Raw genomic sequence first — 16307 nt, 5'->3', positions numbered from 1 at the left:
ATTAATAACCTTCGGTTTGTACGAGTTTTGCGTTTTTACCCAGATTGGTAATCGTTATCGGCCAATAAAGCGGAGTGGTCTTACCAACCAGGTTAGGAACAAATTTATAGATATCAATGGTACCGCCTTTATGAAACCGCACCAGATCATACCACCGCTTGTTTTCGGCATACAGCTCACGGCCGCGCTCGGTCAGGATTTCCAGCTCGAGGGTGGTTTTATCCGTTGCACCGGTGTAGTCGCCGGTACCGGCCCGCTTCCGGATTTTGTTTAATTCCGCCACGGCGCTCTGTGTATTTCCCAGGGCGGCATACGCTTCAGCTTTCAGCAGGATAATATCCGCAAGGCGGTACACCGGCAGGTCATTGTCGGCCACGCGGTCGTCGGCATATTTTGTTCCCGGGTGTTTTACCACCCACACCGACGTGGCCGGACCGGTTGCCCGCCGCTCAGCCACATACGTAAACGGGATGCGTTTGTCGGCCCCGTTCGAGAACCATGACCTTGCCCGGGGACTCATCAGATACCCCGACTGCGCATAGGACGGCGACACCGCCGAAACAATGCTGTCGGCATTGATCACGCCGGTAATCGTACTGGTGAGGGCCATCAGGTTAATGGCAAAATTGGTCGCGCCTTCGTCTCTCAGGAAAAAAGCGGTCAGGATATGCTCCGGATTAGACGCCCCTCTGAGGCCAATGACATTTTTAAAGTCTGCATTGAGCGAGACACCGCTCGCTTCCACTTCGGCCGCTGCTGCCAGGGCCGCATTAAAGTCCGCAGCCCCTCCGCCCAGTACTTTGGCGCTCCACATCCGTGAATCCATTTTAAGCGCCTGTACGCCCGCATAGCTAAACCGGTATTTCGTTGACGGAAATACATTTTTGGCAAAGTTCGTCATCGACGTAAAGTTCTGCACCGACGCATCAATATCGCTCTGGATCTGCTTCATCACGTCGGGTTCGGCAGACCGTTCGAGCAGCGGCACGTTATCGTCCGTTACGGCCTGTAACATCAGCGGAACCTTGCCGAAAATACGGGTGAGTGAAAAATAGAAATAGGCCCTCAGCGCGTAGGTTTCCCCTAAAATACGTTTTTTGGTATTAGGACTGCCCGAAAACTCAAACCCCTGAATTTTGTCGAGCAGCAGGTTACAGTTGCCGATAGCGGTATACCATGCCTGCCAGTCGGCCGCGCCGTTGCTGGGGCTTAACTGGTGCAGCGAGACCGCCGCATTAAGCCGGGCATTAATCCCGTTCACGTATTCGTCGCCGCGCTGCGATCCGTACAGATCGGAATTCGCAAAACTGCGCATGGCGCCGTAGATACCGGTCAGATAAGGCTCAAAATCGGCTTCACTCGTAAAATAGGTCTGTTCGGTAATCGACGAGTCGGGTTTTACCTCCAGCAGCTTATCGCAGCCTTGCAGCAATGGCATCGCTATCAGCGCGACCGCCATGATATATAGTGTCTTTTTCATGTTGTAGCTTGTAAGGATGAGTCAGTTAAAACCGCAGGTTGGCACCCAGCGAAATCTGGCGCGGCCGTGGATACCCGCCCGGATCATAGCCGGTATAGACCTCCGGATTCAGGCCCTTATAGGCCGACAGATAGCCCAGGTTATAGATGCTCGCAAATACGTTAATGTTCGCTGCCCCGATCTTCTTCGCCGCAGGCTTCGGCAGGTCATAGGCCAGTGTCAGCTCACGAAGCGCCAGAAAATCGCCTTTGTCAAACAGGGCCGACACGTCGGAGGCATACGAGTTATTGACCCCGACCGAAGAGCCACGGATGTAGTTTTTCTGCCCGACATCGGCATCACCCAGCGAGAACCGGGCGTAACGCTTGCCGGTATCGCCTTCTTTCTGCCAGATATCACTGCCGAGCGCTTCCGATGGTGCCCCTTCGTTAAAGGCACGTCCGGTGCCGAGCGCGCGGGCCAGCGCCCCGTTCGAAATCATGTGCCCCAGCGCATAATCGGCGTTAAACCGCAGCGACAGTCCTTTGTAGGTGAAGGTATTCTGGATACCGCCTAACATGTTCGGGGTGCGGTAGCCGATCAAAACGACATCTTTCTGGTCGATAATGTTGTCGCCGTTCAGGTCGCGGAAGATGTAATCACCGGCGTGTTTTTTCACCGTCAGGCCGTTGGTCGTCACCATGCGGTCGGTATACTGCGCATTCCATTTCTGGGCGGCTTCTTCGGTGGCAAACACCCCGTCGGTCTGGAAAACATAGAGCGCATACGGCCGTTCGCCTTCGGCAAACCCGCCGACTTCAATGTCTTTTCCGGTTACCGGATCGGCAATGATCGTTCCGCCCTGACGGTTTTTAGCGCGGCCATTGTCGGGCAGTTTCAGGATTTTCTGGTTGTTTCTGGCAAACGTAGCGTTGATGCGCCACGAAAAATCATTGATTCGGACGGCCTCGGCCCCTAATTCGATTTCAATACCCTTGTTTTGCAGAATTCCGTTATTGAAAACGATTGAGCTGAACGGCGACTCAGCCGGCAGCGGCTTTGAATCAAGCCGGTCTTTGGTCAGTTTGTTGTACCAGTCGACCGTCAGGTTCACGCGGTTGTTGAACAGGCCCAGGTCAAGGGCGATGTCCGTCACTTCGGTCTTCTCCCATTTCAGGTTCGGGTTCGCCAGATTGGCCCGCAAAATTCCCGGCGACTGGGCATACTGGTTGGCATTATAACCACCATAAGTGTCGGTATAACTCAGCCCGCTCGTGCCCGAGATACCCCAGCTGGCCCGAAGCTTTAAGTTGCTGACAGGTTTCACGTTGGTCAGGAAGCTTTCCCGGTGGATGTTCCACCCCCCCGAAACCGACGGGAATGTGGCGTATTTGTTGCCGGGGGCGAAATTAGAGAACCCGTCATACCGCATCGACGCCGCTAACAGGTACCGCGCATCATAGTCGTACTGAAGCTGACCAAAAAACGAAGCCGATTTAGTGACCCCGATACCGGTCCCGAAGGCGGTAACGTTGGTGGTCGGTACCCCGTTGATCGACGTAATCGAGGGTTCGTTAATGGTAAAAATGTAATCGTTCGTCGCCCGCTGCGAGCCAATCGTTATTGTGTTGTTGTAGTTGCGGGTGTAGTTAAAACCGGCAAGCGCCGTAATGTTGTGCAGGCGGTTGAAGGTATGGTCGTATTGCAGAATCTGGTCAACCATCAGCTGCCGGTAGAAATCGACGTTTTCCCGTTTCTCACGGATGGTCGACGGCTTGGCAAAGTCTGAATCCGGAACGCCTTTGCGCATAAACAGAAACCGGTAGTCGCTCATCACATACGACAGCGAAGGCCGGTATGATAAGCCCGGTATGATGTTGTAGGTCAGGCCGACCCGCGACGTAATCCGCTCGGTATTAACCCGGTATTCGTCGTATTTGAGCGTATGAAACCAGTTCCGGACCGAATAGCTCTCGCCGGATTGCGGGTTGCTATCTTCCTTGAACGTACGGATCAGCGGCGAAATCCGCATGCCGCGAATGGTAGCATTCAGGTAGTTATCCTCAACATTGTTCGGAATAACGTTCTGGTAATTGACCATTGCGTCGAGCGTCACGGCTTTGCTCAGCTTAAAACCGAAATTCCCCAGCGCATTGTACCGTTTGTACTGCGTGCCCTCCAGCGTACCATCCTGAAGGGTATACCCCGCCGACAGGTTATAATTGGCAACATCACCGCCGCCGCTGATACTCACGTTATTATCCTGCGTTACGCCCGTCTTCCAGAGCATATCCTGGTACCGGTTATCGTAGAAAAGCAGCTTCGCCCCCGGATTGACCGGATCATCCATGGTCTGATAGCCCTTTGCCAGCAGTGCGTCCACGTATGCCTGTCCCTCAACGGCCACAATGTTGTTATAGAGTGCCGTCGTGTAGAGGCCATTGCCGTAGTCGCCTTTGTTCGTATACAGGCGGGTGCCGGCCGAGAAGCCTCCGTTGTTCAGAAACGTAGTTTTCTGGGTAGCACTGAGGTCATAGGTTGTATTGGCCGTGGTTCGGGCCAGCCTGAGATAGTCGGCTGCATTCAGGTATTTATAGCTCCGGCCGGGCTGCTCAAACGTAGTCCGGTGCGAGACATTAACACTCGTTTTGGCGTTGAATTTGCCCGTCCGTGTTTTCACCACAATCACCCCGTTTGCGCCCCGTGCGCCATAGATGGCAATGGAAGCGGCGTCTTTCATCACCTGTACACTTTCGATGTCATTCGGGTTAATGTCGTTGAACTCAGAACGGGAACGGAATACGCCATCAATGACAATCAGCGGGTTAACATCCGACGCGTTGGAGCCCAGCGCATTATTACCGTCGGTTCCATATACATTACTTTTCGTCCCGCCCCGGATAATGATATTGGCCGACGCCAGGCCCGGCTGCCCGGTAGTTACCGGAATCGAGACGCCCGCCATTTTGCCCTGGAGCGACTGTACAGGGTTAGCACTCGGCGTATTTTTCAGTTCGGTTGCGCTCATTCTGGACACCGCCGAGGTAACTTTTGCCTTCGATTGGGTGGTATACCCCACCACAACGACCTCTGCCAGCGACGCCGCATCGGCTTCCAGCCGGATATCAATGGTCGTCCGGTTATCAACGGCTGCTTCCTGACTCAGGTAGCCGATATAACTGAACACCAGGGTTGCACTGCCGGATGCCTGTATACTGTAACGTCCGTTTTCATCTGTGACCACGCCGGTTGTTGTGCCTTTTATCAACACGCTTGCGCCGGGCAGCGTGGCGCCTGTGGCATCGGCCACTGTACCCCTCACCTGTCGGTTCTGCGCAAAGGTTAATGTTGCCGTAAGCCCGACCCAAAACATGGCGGTCAGCAGTAGCCGGATGACCTGGCTTTTTCTGCCAGGAGCCGGTATTGCCTGCGGTGCTGAATATACGGCCGGTTGTCTACGCAGTAAATGCTGTCTGATTGCCAATCTGTTTCTATAGAAAATGTTCATAGTTACTGTAGACTTAAAAAATGATTGTCAATAATTATGTAGAACATAATGGCAAATGTATATTTCCGGAAGCGTAAAATCCAACCGTTTTAGAAAAAAAGTGCAAAATTTTTAGAGTACAATGCAGTTATAGCAGAGCGGCGATAGAACTGAAGCGAAATGCGGTTGCTGGCAGGACTACATGAACCCCGCATCCGGCAAGGATTAAAAGCAGAAAAACAGGCACTGGCAGGCGCTGCCATGAGGGATTAACGGGGCAGACTTACTTTATAGATTGTCAGAGCAATATCCAGACAACCACATCGTTATACTTATATTATCAATTTACTAGAGTTTTGTTAAAACAAGTTGGATTCTCTTTGCTTATGGCCGCTGTTAAGCCGGCCCTGGCAGTAGCCCCTAAAATTGTCAATGTATCAACCGCTCTCGCAGACGCAACCAGTGCCGGTAAAGTCACAAAGACATTTCATGAGACCCGCGAACGCAGCGAAGTCGAATTTCCGGTGTTAGACGTAAACTTCTGTGGTGAATGTGTGCCGTTTGAACAAGTCAGTGTCCTCGACCGCTGGAAACAGGTCATGACAACCTACGGCCGCCACAACAATGACCTCGAACGCCTTCGGGAACGTTCGGACAAGGTATTCCCGCTGATTGAACCGATCCTCGAACGGCACGGTATCCCGAACGATTTTTTGTATGTGCCGGTGGCTGAAAGCAGCCTGAACGGCCGCGCGGTATCGCGGGTTGGTGCTGCCGGCTATTGGCAGCTGATGCCCGGTACGGCCCGTGACCTCGGCCTCAAGGTCGGTAAGCGGGTTGATGAGCGGTTTAATCTGGAGAAAGCGACCGATGCCGCCTGCCGCTACATCCGGCAGTTATACGATAAATTCGGCTCCTGGTCGCTGGTCGCAGCGGCCTACAACGCAGGGCCGGGCTACGTCAATAATCAGCTGGTCCGTCATAACCAGCGCGACTATTATCAGATGAACCTGCCGAAAGAAACGCGCCTGTATCTGTACCGGATTCTGTTTTACAAAGAGATTCTGACCCGTCCTGAGTCGTACGTACCCATCTTTGCCGCCCGGACGGTTGGTTATATGTTGCGTACATTGTCGGCTCCCTTACAGGGTGATGGCCTTGCCGGCCTGCCTTTCCGCGCCCTGACCGGCACGGCCGATGCCTGGGTGCAGCGGTTTTCGTGGCAGCTGCGGGCCGCGTAGTGAATACACTTTTTTAACTTCCCGGAAGTTTTGACCTTCCGGGAAGTTAATGGTTACCCTTCTGCCAGTTTCAGCATATCGGCCAGAATCGCGTCGCCGCTGCTCGGGCGCTTGGCATTGCCATCGATAATCTGCCCTTTCTTATCAATCAGCATATACCGCGGAATGCTCGGAATACCGAAATACTGGGCTGCGCCCGGATTCCAGCCCTGTTCGCCGATAAGCTGCAGCGCGTTCAATGCGTTTTTCCAGGTCGGCTCCTTATCATCAATCGAAATGTAGAGGAACACGATTTTCTCTTTCTGCTTGTCGGTCAGGCGTTCATGCAGCTGCTTTGAGAACGGGAATTCGGCGCGACACGGCCCGCACCAGCTGGCCCAGAAATCAACGTACACGACTTTGCCCTTGAAATCTTCGAGAATAACCTTTTCGCCTTTCAGGTTGGTATAAGAGAATGTATTCGGCGGAATGTTGCGCTGTTTCGGCGCCGTTGCCGCCACGACCGGTTCGTCTTTTTTAGTCAGTACGTCCCCGATTTTTGCCTTTACCGCCTCAGCATATCCCGCCGAATTCGGCGTGGCAATCAGCATGTTGAATACGTTCCGCACCGACGACGGCACGACTTTGTCGTAGTTTTCGAGCAGCAGCCGCGCCAGTGCATACTGATACGGAGCGCCGGTAAGGTGCTGTTTGGCGTAGCCGGCCTTATCGCCCAGCGACTTGTTGATATCCTCCTGCGTATATTTTTGAAAACCACGTGCCCGGGAATTAAAATAGGTCACGTAGTAAAACAGGAAATTCCGGTAAGGCTCGGCAACCAGTGCATCAGCATCGTTGGCTTTTGCTTCGTCGAAGCCATCGAGCATGACCTCCGGCAAAGACATCAGCCGCGTCTGGGTTGTCTGGGCATTACCCCGCAGAATCGGATAGGCAAAGATCAGATGCCAGTAATTCCAGCGGATCGATGATTCCACGTATTTCTTAAAGGCATCCGAAAACTCGCCGGCCTGCGGATATTCCTTGTAAAAACCGGCCTGCGCTTTCCGGGCATTAAACAGGCCCATCTCCCACTCATCGACATTGGTAGCGCGGGCCTTTTCATATTGCGCCTTCGTGTCAAAATCGGCCTTGAATTTGTCCGAAAAAGCCTGCATAAAGCTTTTTTCGGCCGGTTTTGTAAATAAATTTTCAGCCTTAGGGCCCTGATAGATATCCTGTGCAACGCTGCCGGTAAGTACGAGTAAACCAAGCAGAAAGGTAAAGATGGTCGTCTTCATAGTAGGGTGAATTTAGGCAAAAACGATACCAGTCGTATCATTGATCTGACAACTTTTTTCATCCGGAGAAATCCAAGCCCGCATCCGGTGCGTATATCTCCCCGACTATTAGCTATTTCATTACCTTATGAATGTCTTACGCAAAACAGCAACTATTGCGGGCTGGACGGTTGTGGCCTGTCTGACCGGCCTGCTGACATGGGCTAACTGGGAAGCCCCGCCGCTCCATGCTCAGGCCAAACCCGTTGGTGTGGCATTGCTGAAAGTAGACGGGTTGACCGACGAAGCCAAAGCCGCCGGCATCCGCCGCGAAATCGATGAATTGCCGGGGGTAACAGCCTGTTCGGCAAATCCGGCCAGCCGGTTAGTAGGGGTTACTTATGATACCGACATCATTACGGAAAAAGAATTAACCGCCTTTGTGAAAAAGCAGTTTAATGAGGTCAGCCTGCCGTCAGTAGAGGAACCAGCCGTTAAGGGGCCGCAATGCCCTGTTCCGATGGAATATATTCTTAAAATGGAGCGGCTGAAATACGCCCTTTGCTTCCGTTAGTCAGATACCTATTCGTACCAGCTTAACTATTTCATATTGGCTATGTTGCGCATAGCCGCCGGAGACGTTTTGTCTTCACATTAGATTTTTGTTCACCTATAACTATTTCATTCCGATGATCAGAAAAACATGGGTAGCAACATTGTTGCTGGCCGGTACCCTCGCGTTTACAGGTTGTAAAAAAGATGAACCTGCTGCCCCGAAGTCACTGTATGACCGTTTAGGGGGTGTTAATGCCATTTCCGCCGTCGTTGATCAGTTCATGCTCAATGTGGCGGCTGACCCGAAAATGGCCCGTACGTTTGCACCGCTTGTGCAGGATGTGGTGAAGAATGGCGGTGATCCGGCCAAATCAACCCGGTTCCAGTCGCTGCGCAATAACCTGATCGACCAGATCGGTCAGGCCAGTGGCGGTCCGCAGACGTACAAAGGTAAAGACATGGTAACTGCCCACAAAGGCATGGCCATCACCGACGACGAGTTCAACTCGCTGGTGAATGACCTGGTGGCAGCCCTCAATAAATTCAATGTTCCGTCGACTGAGCAAACTGAATTATTGACGGTTCTGGGTGGCCTGAAACCACAGATTGTTGGTAAATAACCCGTTTGTTCCCGGCACACAACTGTGCCGGGAACGTTAACGTATATTATCGGCGTTAGCGCCGGAACAATCGCCTTATACCTGTTTTCCCGACGGCCAACCTTATGATCGCCATGATCGCCTTTACAAATCCTATGCCTGCTGCGTCTGAAGTAGTTTATCAAACGGCTGGCATTCAGTCGCAGACGCTTTCTGCTCCCGATAGTCAATCGCCTTTAATGCTGCTTCTGAAGCGGTTCCGCGAAACATTACTGCACATTCAGCAATCGGAACTGTCGCGCTACCGGAAAAAATTATCGGATGCTGAATACGCGTTGCTTGAGGTTATGGCCGAACAAATGATGCAGCGGATAGCCGTACATCCGGCGAGTCAGCTTCTGGCCGCCGGTGAGCAGGGCGATGCCGGCATGACTGCCGAGACCTTTGCCTGCCTGTTCCGGCTCACACAGGATGAAAAATAAAAGCCAGGCCCCCTACTAAGCCCGGCTTCTTATTTGTGTGTTTACTGTTCTGATGCCGGTTAGTTTCCGCTCGTACCAGTTGCGTTGTTGACCACTTCTCCCTTAAACATCAGGGTTACCATACCACCTTCTGCATTTGATTCTACCGTAACGGTTTTGCTGAACGCTCCCATGGCAGCGGCGTTATAGGTAGCCTTCACCTCACCGGTTTTGCCCGGCATTACCGGATCTTTCGGATAATCAACCCCTGTACAGCCACACGATCCGCGTGCATTGCTGATGATCAGTGGTGCCTCACCTTTGTTGGTAAATTTGAAGACCGCCGTTACCGGCTTGTTTTGTGCAATCTTCCCGAAGTCGTGTGTGGTGCTTGTCCAGCCGAAAGCGGCCATAAAGTTTGTATTTGCCAGAACCAGGGTTGCGGCCATCAGCATCAGGCCGAAAGAGAAAAGGATAGTGCGTTTCATACTTTTTTGTTGTTGTTAAAATGACCCGCTGACGCGGAAAAGCCTGTCGAACATGTTCAATGCAAAGGTATTCCGGCTTACCGGGTTAGCTTGTTAACGGCTTGCTAACGTTTGTTAACGACTTGTTAATGCCTGATCCTGAATCCATAGCCCGATTGTGAATGACCGGTACTTTGGGTTATTTTGTATTACCCGTTCCTGAACGCTACCTTAGTTACATGAATAGTAATCATCGATAATCAGTCATTTATACATGTCCCGGTCTGTCATACGCGTCCTCGTGGTCCTTTCTGTCGTATCCATTATCGGTATCCTGACCATACAGGCGGTCTGGGTGCGGAAAGCATACGCGCTCCGGGAACGCCAGTTCCGGCAAACCGCCTTTATTGCCCTGCAGGAAGTGGCCATGCAGGTCGCCCGCTTCAACCATGTCATGCTCAACCGCTACGCCGTTAAGCAGCTGTCCTCTGACTACTTTATTGTCAACACCGATTCGCCGATTGATCCGGTCACGCTGGAGAACTTTATTCAGACCTCGCTCCGTAAACACAACCTGATTACCGATTTTGAATACGGGATTTACGACTGTTCGTCGGATCAGATGGTGTACGGCGATTATGTAGCGACGGGTACGCCCGGCAAGCCGATGTGTCACATGCCTAAATTTTCGGGCTTTACGTATTACTTCGGCATCCGGTTTCCGAAGCAGACCGGCTATGTCGTCGAACAGCTCGACGGCTGGATCTGGTCAACGGCGGCAGTGCTGCTCCTGGTCGTCATTTTCGGCTATACGCTTAACATCGTTCTGAAGCAGCGGCGGCTGACGGAAGTACAGCGTGACTTTATCAACAACATCACCCATGAGCTTCAGACACCGGTTTCTACCATCCGGATTGCAGCCGATGTGTTGCAGCAGGACGCCATAAGGCACCAGCCGGAGCGGTTCGGGCAGTATGTCCGGATTCTGAAAGAAGAAAGCCAGCGGTTGCAGAAGCAGGTAAATAATGTCCTGCAACTCGCCCGCTCAGAGCACAACAGCCAGTTGAAGGGACAGTTCAGCCTGGCGTGCAGTGAACAGAACCTGCATACCGTACTCACGGAAGCCCGCAACTCCTACACAGCCGGTATTACCCTCGACTTGCAGGCCGACGTACCGTTTATCTATGCCGACCGTTATCACCTCGATAATGTTATTCACAACCTCATTGATAACGCGATCAAGTATACGAACGGCACCCCCGATATTCTGATCCGGACCCAAAACGTTGACGGTAAGCTTGTCTGGTCGGTACAGGATCATGGCATCGGTATCGCCCCTGAGCATCACAAAGCCATTTTCCGCCAGTTTTTCCGTGTTCCGACCGGTAATGTGCACAATGCCAAAGGGTTCGGCCTTGGCCTCTACTACGTCCGCAAAATCATTAAAGCGCACCGCTGGCAGATCAAACTTAACAGTACCGTCGGCCGTGGCAGCTGCTTCACCATTACCTGCCCGGTAATGGTCGGGGAGCAAAGAGTGAATGAGCGAAACAATGAGAGAATGAGTGAAAGAGCGATTGAGTGAACAAGTAAATGAGTGAATGAGCGATTGTTTGAAAGAGCGACCGTTGCCGATAACTCTAAAAAGTGGTGGCACGAGCGGAGGCCGCCCCCTCTAACAGGGCCACTTGGCGGTCGGGGACACCTAGTCGTGCCGCCACTAACACAACCAGAACCATCAGCTACAACCAGTAACCACCAGAACAACCAGAACCATCAGCAACATCCAGTATCAAACCTATGCCGAAAGCCCATATCCTTTACGTTGAAGATGATGTGAACCTGAGCTTTGTGACCAGGGACAACCTCGAAATGGCGGAATACGCCGTTACACACTGCACGACCGGTGATGAAGCCAAAGCCATGTATAAACCAGGGCAGTTTGATGTTTGTCTGCTCGACGTAATGCTGCCACAGTGTGACGGTTTTTCCGTCGCCCGACACATCCGGCAACAGGATATGCAGGTGCCGATTCTGTTTCTGAGCGCCCTCGCCGACCGCGACAACCGCCTGCACGGACTCCGGCTCGGCGCCGATGATTACCTGGGCAAGCCCTTCAGTGTCGAAGAATTATTACTAAAAATAAGCGTATTTCTGCGGCGGAGTGCTGGTCAGCAGGCCGCTCCTAAGCCGGCGCCGGTCAGCAGGACACAACGGCAGGTCGGTGCGTTCGGATACAATTTAGCCGAGGGTAGCCTGACCTTTCAGGGGCATACCCAGACGCTGACCCAGCGCGAGGCCGAAGTGCTGACCTTTCTGATTGACCGGCCTAATGAGCTGATCCGGCGCGATGATATTCTGAAAGCCATCTGGGGTGATGATGATTATTTTATGGGCCGTAGTCTGGACGTCTTTATTTCCCGTCTCCGCAAACGGCTGGCACCGGATGCTTCCATCAAAATCGAAAACCTGCACGGGGTTGGTTTCCGGTTAAGGCTCAATGGGTAACCGCGGGCAATGGGCAATGGGCGACCACATGGGGTCGCCCGTACAAATCATTGTAAAACCAAATACGATTTTGTGTTCCTTTTAGGTTGCGCAAGATTTTCGCTATTTAATACCCTGCTACAGTAGGAAAATTACGCATCTGGCTTATTTTTGCAAGAATACCAAAACCATCGGTACCCAAAAATCTATAGCCAAAGACGCATGAAAAACCAAAAATTAACGATTGCTTTATCAATGCTGGCGGGAGCTGCATTTGCCCAGCAAGCCCCGATCCAGTTTGCTGCCAAAGGTATTGTAGCGGTGTCGGATGCCGATATGGCTGCTTCTGCCCTGATCGACGGTAACCTGTACAAAGATAAAGGCACTCGTGATGCCTTAACGCTCATCCAGTTCCCCCTCAACCGGAACGGTCAGAACATGAACACGGCACTCGTTTCAAATTCCATGACGCTTTCCGACAAAACCATTGCCATCACCAATAATGGCAAACTGGCGTTTGTTCTGGAAGGCCGCGGACAGGTATCCGACAGCTTACCTGCACTCAAAAACGGTATTGCTGATTTTCCGGCGACCAACGCTATGTTTGTGGTTGACCTGAGCGGTGCTAAACCAGCGGTTAAATTTAAATTCCCGACCGGCCCGTCACTGTCAGCCGTTACGCTGAACCCACAGGGCAGTACCATGCTGGTTGCTTCTGCCGATGCCGGTAAAGAAATTAAAATCATTGATATTGACGCGACCGGTAAACCTACACGCGTACTCGTAGCAGCTTCTCCTACCCAGGGCCAGCAAATTACAGACCTTGTTTTCCACCCGGGTGGTCAGTTTGCCGCTTACACCATCGGCGCAACCGGTGAAGTTGGTCTGTTGAAATATGCTATCGACGAAAAAACTAAAAAGCCATACGTTGTCGCTCACGGTAAGCCGGTGAAAGTAGGTGCTATGCCAGGCTCAGGCAAGTTTACCCCAGACGGCAGCTTCTTCATTATTCCGGACGGCAAAAAAGCATTAGGTGCCGGCGGAACAGGTGCCGGTGAGGTGTTTGTCGTACAATTCAGCACCGAAGATACGGCGGGCGAGCACAAAATCTTGGCGCAGACAGCCACACCGGAAGCACCGGAAGCCGTAGCCGTCAGCCCCGACGGATCCATGGTAGCCATCGTATCAGCCGGTCAGTCGTATGCGCCGTTCGGAACAGCAGGAGCCGGTAAAAGTACGGTAGGCATTTACTCGCTGGCAAAGGACGGCAAACTGACACTGGGCAATGAATATCCGTTTGAGGGTATCCTGCCGCAAAGCGTTGAATTTGACCGCGATGGCAGCGCTATTGCCGTTGCCGTAAGCGAATACCTCGACTATGGTAACCGCAACGGTGGTATTGAATTCTGGACCGTTACCAAAGGCGATAAGCCTGCGCTGGCTAAACAGCCCGGCCGCATTAGTCTGACACGCGGTGCTCATGCACTCCGTGTGATTTACTAGTTTTTTTTTCAAACTTACCGGACTTCCTGTAACTTCCCGACGTTTATCCGTTCGGGAAGTTTTTTTTATACCCTGTCCTTACATGGCCTATATCCTCGGTGCCGACATTGGCACGACTAACGTCAAAATACTGGCCTATGATCCTGCCACTGATCAGCTTGTCGGTTCAGCGTCAACGCCAATTACGACTTATTACCCGGAACCAAACCAGTGCGAACAGTCCCCGACCGAAATCTGGGATGCCTTCGTGACCGTATTCAAGGAGCTGGTCGGCCAGCTGGAAAACCGGCAGCCCATTCAGACCATTGCGTTCAGCACGGCCATGCACAGCATCATGGCGGTTGATGGCGAGGGCAAGCCGATCACCAATGCCGTTATCTGGTCAGACAACCGGGCCGAAGAAGAGGCACATACGCTCAAGACAGAACAGGCGGCGCTGGGTCAGGCCATTTATCACCAGACCGGTGTGCCGGTTCACCCGATGGTTCCACTGTGTAAACTGGCCTACTGGCGGCACCACGAGCCTGACCTGCTGCATCAGGCCGCCCGTTTCATCTCGATCAAGGAATATATCTGGTTCCGGCTCACCGGTGAGTATGAAATTGATTACTCCATCGCCAACGCTACCGGCCTGTTCGATCCGGAGCACAAGCAATGGAGCGACCTGGCTCTGTCTGTAGCCGGTGTTCACGTCAGCCAGCTGTCAGCGCTGGTGCCAACCACCCATCAGCGCCCGTTTGTCCCCTCGGCCATTGACAGTGAATTGCCGCTTACCGGCGATGTCTCACTGCTGATCGGAGCCTCTGACGGGTGTCTGGCCAACCTTGGAGCCGGTGCCATTCCGGCCGGAACCACTACCCTGACGATCGGTACGAGCGGTGCCGTCCGCCAGACGGTCCGCCATCCGCTGCGGGATAAACAAGGCCGGTTATTCTGCTACTACCTCGACGAAGGCTACTACGTCGTCGGCGGCCCGACCAACAACGGGGCCAATGTGCTGCAATGGCTGGCTGAGCGGTTTACCCGAACTGAAACCGAAGCCGTTCTGGCCCGGGCCGCCAGCGTTGACGCCGGTGCCGAAGGACTGTTGTTTTATCCCTACCTGCACGGTGAACGCGCACCGCTGTGGGACGCAGCCGTACGGGGAGCCTACCTGCACGTCGACTGGAACCATACGCAGGCACACTTTCTGCGGGCGTCGCTGGAAGGCATTTTATTTAACTTATGGAGCATTAACCAGCTGCTTACCCCGCACACCCACCCGACGAAGGTGATCCATGCCAACGGCGGATTTGCGCAGTCAGCATTCTGGGTGCAGATGCTGGCCGATATAGCCGGTGTGCCTGTGCGGCTCAACGCCAGTAACGAAAGCGGAGCCATCGGCGCTATTTTGCTGGCGATCAAAGCCAACGGTACGGTTTCTACACTCGACGAAGCCGCAGATTTAGTTACATTCGGCGAAACCTATCAGCCTGATGCCGAACGACATACAAAATACCGGCAGATTTTTGAGGAATGGAGTCAGCGGCTAACCCTGTCGGCACATGCGGAAATATTCCGCAATCAGTCCTATATTTGACAGTTAAAGTTGACCAGAAAACAGAGCTCCGACGTTGTGAATGACTTATCTCCTCCTGCAACGCCTGGCTCGCATAACCACTGATAGTATGATTCGTACCGATTGGACCCGCAAGGAGATTACGGACATTTACAATACGCCGGTTCTGGAACTGATTTATCAGGCAGCCACCGTACACCGGCAGCATCATGATCCGCAGGAAGTACAGGTTTGTACCCTGTTGTCGGTTAAAACAGGAGGATGCCCCGAGGACTGTGCCTACTGTCCGCAGGCCGCCCGTTATCATACCAATGTCAAGGTGCAGAAGCTGATGGAAGTTGACGAGGTGCTTGATGCCGCGCAACGGGCCAAAGAATCCGGCAGTACCCGTTTCTGCATGGGTGCCGCCTGGCGCGAAGTCCGTGATAACCGCGACTTCGACAAGGTACTCGACATGGTAAAAGGGGTAAACGGTATGGGCATGGAAGTGTGCTGTACCCTCGGCATGCTTACCGATTCGCAGGCTCAGAAACTGAAAGAAGCCGGATTGTATGCCTACAACCACAATCTTGACACAAGCGAAGAATTTTACGACGATATCATCACAACCCGCACGTACGACGACCGGCTGGAAACGCTGGGTAGTGTCCGCAAGGCAGGTATTTCGGTTTGTTCAGGCGGTATTATCGGTATGGGCGAACAACAGGAAGACCGGATCGGTATGCTGCTGACCCTGGCGACCCTACCGGAGCACCCTGAGTCGGTACCGGTGAACGCCCTTGTGCCGGTCGAAGGTACGCCATTGGAAGATCAGGAGCGCGTATCGGTCTGGGAAATGATCCGGATGATTGCTACGGCGCGGATTATTATGCCGAAAGCCATGGTCCGTCTGTCGGCCGGCCGCGTACGGATGAACACCGAAGAGCAGGCGCTTTGCTTCCTCGCCGGTGCCAACTCCATCTTCGCCGGCGACAAGCTGCTGACGACGCCGAATCCGGAAGAAGATGCCGACAAACAACTGTTCCAGACGCTGAACATCCGGCCACGCCCGTCGTTCAAAAACGGCGAAGCACCCGTCAAGTTCGAACAAATTCCAGTACACATGTAACACGGAATGACATTCCGTGCTACAGATAACGGGTACTACAGATATAACAGTGGTGGGGGGGGGGTGGTTTGTGGAACCCCAGAGTATAACACACACCCCCCCCCCAAGAACCGCCGGGGGAATTGA

The 16307-nt window shown here is 53.0% G+C and carries 13 protein-coding genes; 9 read left to right on the top strand and 4 right to left on the bottom strand.

Annotation, left to right across the window (positions count from 1 at the left end):
* Window position 1 precedes the first annotated feature (1 nt).
* Both AC23NW_RS04645 and AC23NW_RS04640 read right to left on the bottom strand, forming a co-directional pair.
* Window positions 2-1480 carry a RagB/SusD family nutrient uptake outer membrane protein gene (locus AC23NW_RS04645; protein ID WP_487448009.1) on the bottom strand — a complete coding sequence of 493 codons (1479 nt, stop codon included), beginning with the start codon at window positions 1478-1480 and terminating at the stop codon, window positions 2-4.
* A gap of 25 nt (window positions 1481-1505) precedes the next feature.
* Window positions 1506-4967, bottom strand: a complete 3462-nt coding sequence (locus AC23NW_RS04640) for a SusC/RagA family TonB-linked outer membrane protein (RefSeq protein ID WP_487448007.1) — start codon at window positions 4965-4967, stop codon at window positions 1506-1508.
* A gap of 365 nt (window positions 4968-5332) precedes the next feature.
* Between AC23NW_RS04640 and AC23NW_RS04635 the strand changes: the two genes are divergently transcribed.
* Window positions 5333-6187, top strand: a complete 855-nt coding sequence (locus tag AC23NW_RS04635) for a lytic transglycosylase domain-containing protein (RefSeq protein WP_293842073.1) — start codon at window positions 5333-5335, stop codon at window positions 6185-6187.
* Window positions 6188-6240: 53 nt separating this feature from the next.
* Here AC23NW_RS04635 and AC23NW_RS04630 read toward each other — a convergent pair whose 3' ends face one another.
* Window positions 6241-7464 (bottom strand): TlpA family protein disulfide reductase, encoded by a 1224-nt coding sequence (locus tag AC23NW_RS04630; RefSeq protein ID WP_487448006.1) that lies wholly within the window; start codon window positions 7462-7464, stop codon window positions 6241-6243.
* A gap of 127 nt (window positions 7465-7591) precedes the next feature.
* Here AC23NW_RS04630 and AC23NW_RS04625 point away from each other — a divergent pair, with 127 nt between their 5' ends.
* From AC23NW_RS04625 to AC23NW_RS04615, 3 genes are all read left to right on the top strand, one after another.
* On the top strand, window positions 7592-8017 hold the full coding sequence (locus AC23NW_RS04625) for a heavy-metal-associated domain-containing protein (RefSeq protein WP_293842079.1): 426 nt from the start codon (window positions 7592-7594) through the stop codon (window positions 8015-8017).
* A gap of 115 nt (window positions 8018-8132) precedes the next feature.
* On the top strand, window positions 8133-8618 hold the full coding sequence (locus AC23NW_RS04620) for a group I truncated hemoglobin (RefSeq protein WP_487448004.1): 486 nt from the start codon (window positions 8133-8135) through the stop codon (window positions 8616-8618).
* A gap of 134 nt (window positions 8619-8752) precedes the next feature.
* Complete coding sequence (locus AC23NW_RS04615; RefSeq protein ID WP_487448003.1) at window positions 8753-9079, top strand: hypothetical protein; 327 nt, start codon at window positions 8753-8755, stop codon at window positions 9077-9079.
* A 59-nt stretch (window positions 9080-9138) separates the two neighbouring features.
* On the opposite strand, the gene AC23NW_RS04610 is transcribed toward AC23NW_RS04615, so the two are convergent.
* Window positions 9139-9546: a DUF1573 domain-containing protein gene (locus AC23NW_RS04610; protein WP_293842088.1), complete on the bottom strand. Its 408-nt coding sequence runs from the start codon at window positions 9544-9546 to the stop codon at window positions 9139-9141.
* A gap of 253 nt (window positions 9547-9799) precedes the next feature.
* Here AC23NW_RS04610 and AC23NW_RS04605 point away from each other — a divergent pair, with 253 nt between their 5' ends.
* The 5 genes from AC23NW_RS04605 (at window position 9800) to bioB (ending at window position 16181) form a co-directional block, all read left to right on the top strand.
* Window positions 9800-11110 (top strand): sensor histidine kinase, encoded by a 1311-nt coding sequence (locus tag AC23NW_RS04605; protein ID WP_487448001.1) that lies wholly within the window; start codon window positions 9800-9802, stop codon window positions 11108-11110.
* A 215-nt stretch (window positions 11111-11325) separates the two neighbouring features.
* Window positions 11326-12033 (top strand): response regulator transcription factor, encoded by a 708-nt coding sequence (locus AC23NW_RS04600; RefSeq protein WP_293842094.1) that lies wholly within the window; start codon window positions 11326-11328, stop codon window positions 12031-12033.
* A 201-nt stretch (window positions 12034-12234) separates the two neighbouring features.
* Window positions 12235-13515, top strand: a complete 1281-nt coding sequence (locus AC23NW_RS04595) for a WD40 repeat domain-containing protein (RefSeq protein ID WP_487448000.1) — start codon at window positions 12235-12237, stop codon at window positions 13513-13515.
* Between the two features lie 82 nt (window positions 13516-13597).
* Window positions 13598-15094, top strand: a complete 1497-nt coding sequence (locus AC23NW_RS04590) for a gluconokinase (protein ID WP_487447999.1) — start codon at window positions 13598-13600, stop codon at window positions 15092-15094.
* 88 nt (window positions 15095-15182) lie between these two features.
* The gene (bioB, locus tag AC23NW_RS04585; protein ID WP_293842103.1) at window positions 15183-16181 is read left to right on the top strand and encodes a biotin synthase BioB; all 999 of its coding nucleotides are present in this window, start codon (window positions 15183-15185) and stop codon (window positions 16179-16181) included.
* The last annotated feature ends 126 nt before the right edge of the window (window positions 16182-16307 follow it).

The organism is Arsenicibacter sp. R0_47 (assembly GCF_057652235.1).
This window is presented reverse-complemented; position numbering and strand designations above follow the sequence as displayed.

Coding starts and splice junctions, on each gene's coding strand:
- AC23NW_RS04605 (WP_487448001.1), top strand. CDS start 9,800: ATGTCCCGGTCTGTCATACGCGTCCTCGTGGTCCTTTCTGTCGTATCC.
- AC23NW_RS04615 (WP_487448003.1), top strand. CDS start 8,753: ATGCCTGCTGCGTCTGAAGTAGTTTATCAAACGGCTGGCATTCAGTCG.
- AC23NW_RS04635 (WP_293842073.1), top strand. CDS start 5,333: ATGGCCGCTGTTAAGCCGGCCCTGGCAGTAGCCCCTAAAATTGTCAAT.
- AC23NW_RS04630 (WP_487448006.1), bottom strand. CDS start 7,464: ATGAAGACGACCATCTTTACCTTTCTGCTTGGTTTACTCGTACTTACC.
- AC23NW_RS04620 (WP_487448004.1), top strand. CDS start 8,133: ATGATCAGAAAAACATGGGTAGCAACATTGTTGCTGGCCGGTACCCTC.
- AC23NW_RS04595 (WP_487448000.1), top strand. CDS start 12,235: ATGAAAAACCAAAAATTAACGATTGCTTTATCAATGCTGGCGGGAGCT.
- AC23NW_RS04645 (WP_487448009.1), bottom strand. CDS start 1,480: ATGAAAAAGACACTATATATCATGGCGGTCGCGCTGATAGCGATGCCA.
- bioB (WP_293842103.1), top strand. CDS start 15,183: ATGATTCGTACCGATTGGACCCGCAAGGAGATTACGGACATTTACAAT.
- AC23NW_RS04600 (WP_293842094.1), top strand. CDS start 11,326: ATGCCGAAAGCCCATATCCTTTACGTTGAAGATGATGTGAACCTGAGC.
- AC23NW_RS04640 (WP_487448007.1), bottom strand. CDS start 4,967: ATGAACATTTTCTATAGAAACAGATTGGCAATCAGACAGCATTTACTG.
- AC23NW_RS04610 (WP_293842088.1), bottom strand. CDS start 9,546: ATGAAACGCACTATCCTTTTCTCTTTCGGCCTGATGCTGATGGCCGCA.
- AC23NW_RS04590 (WP_487447999.1), top strand. CDS start 13,598: ATGGCCTATATCCTCGGTGCCGACATTGGCACGACTAACGTCAAAATA.
- AC23NW_RS04625 (WP_293842079.1), top strand. CDS start 7,592: ATGAATGTCTTACGCAAAACAGCAACTATTGCGGGCTGGACGGTTGTG.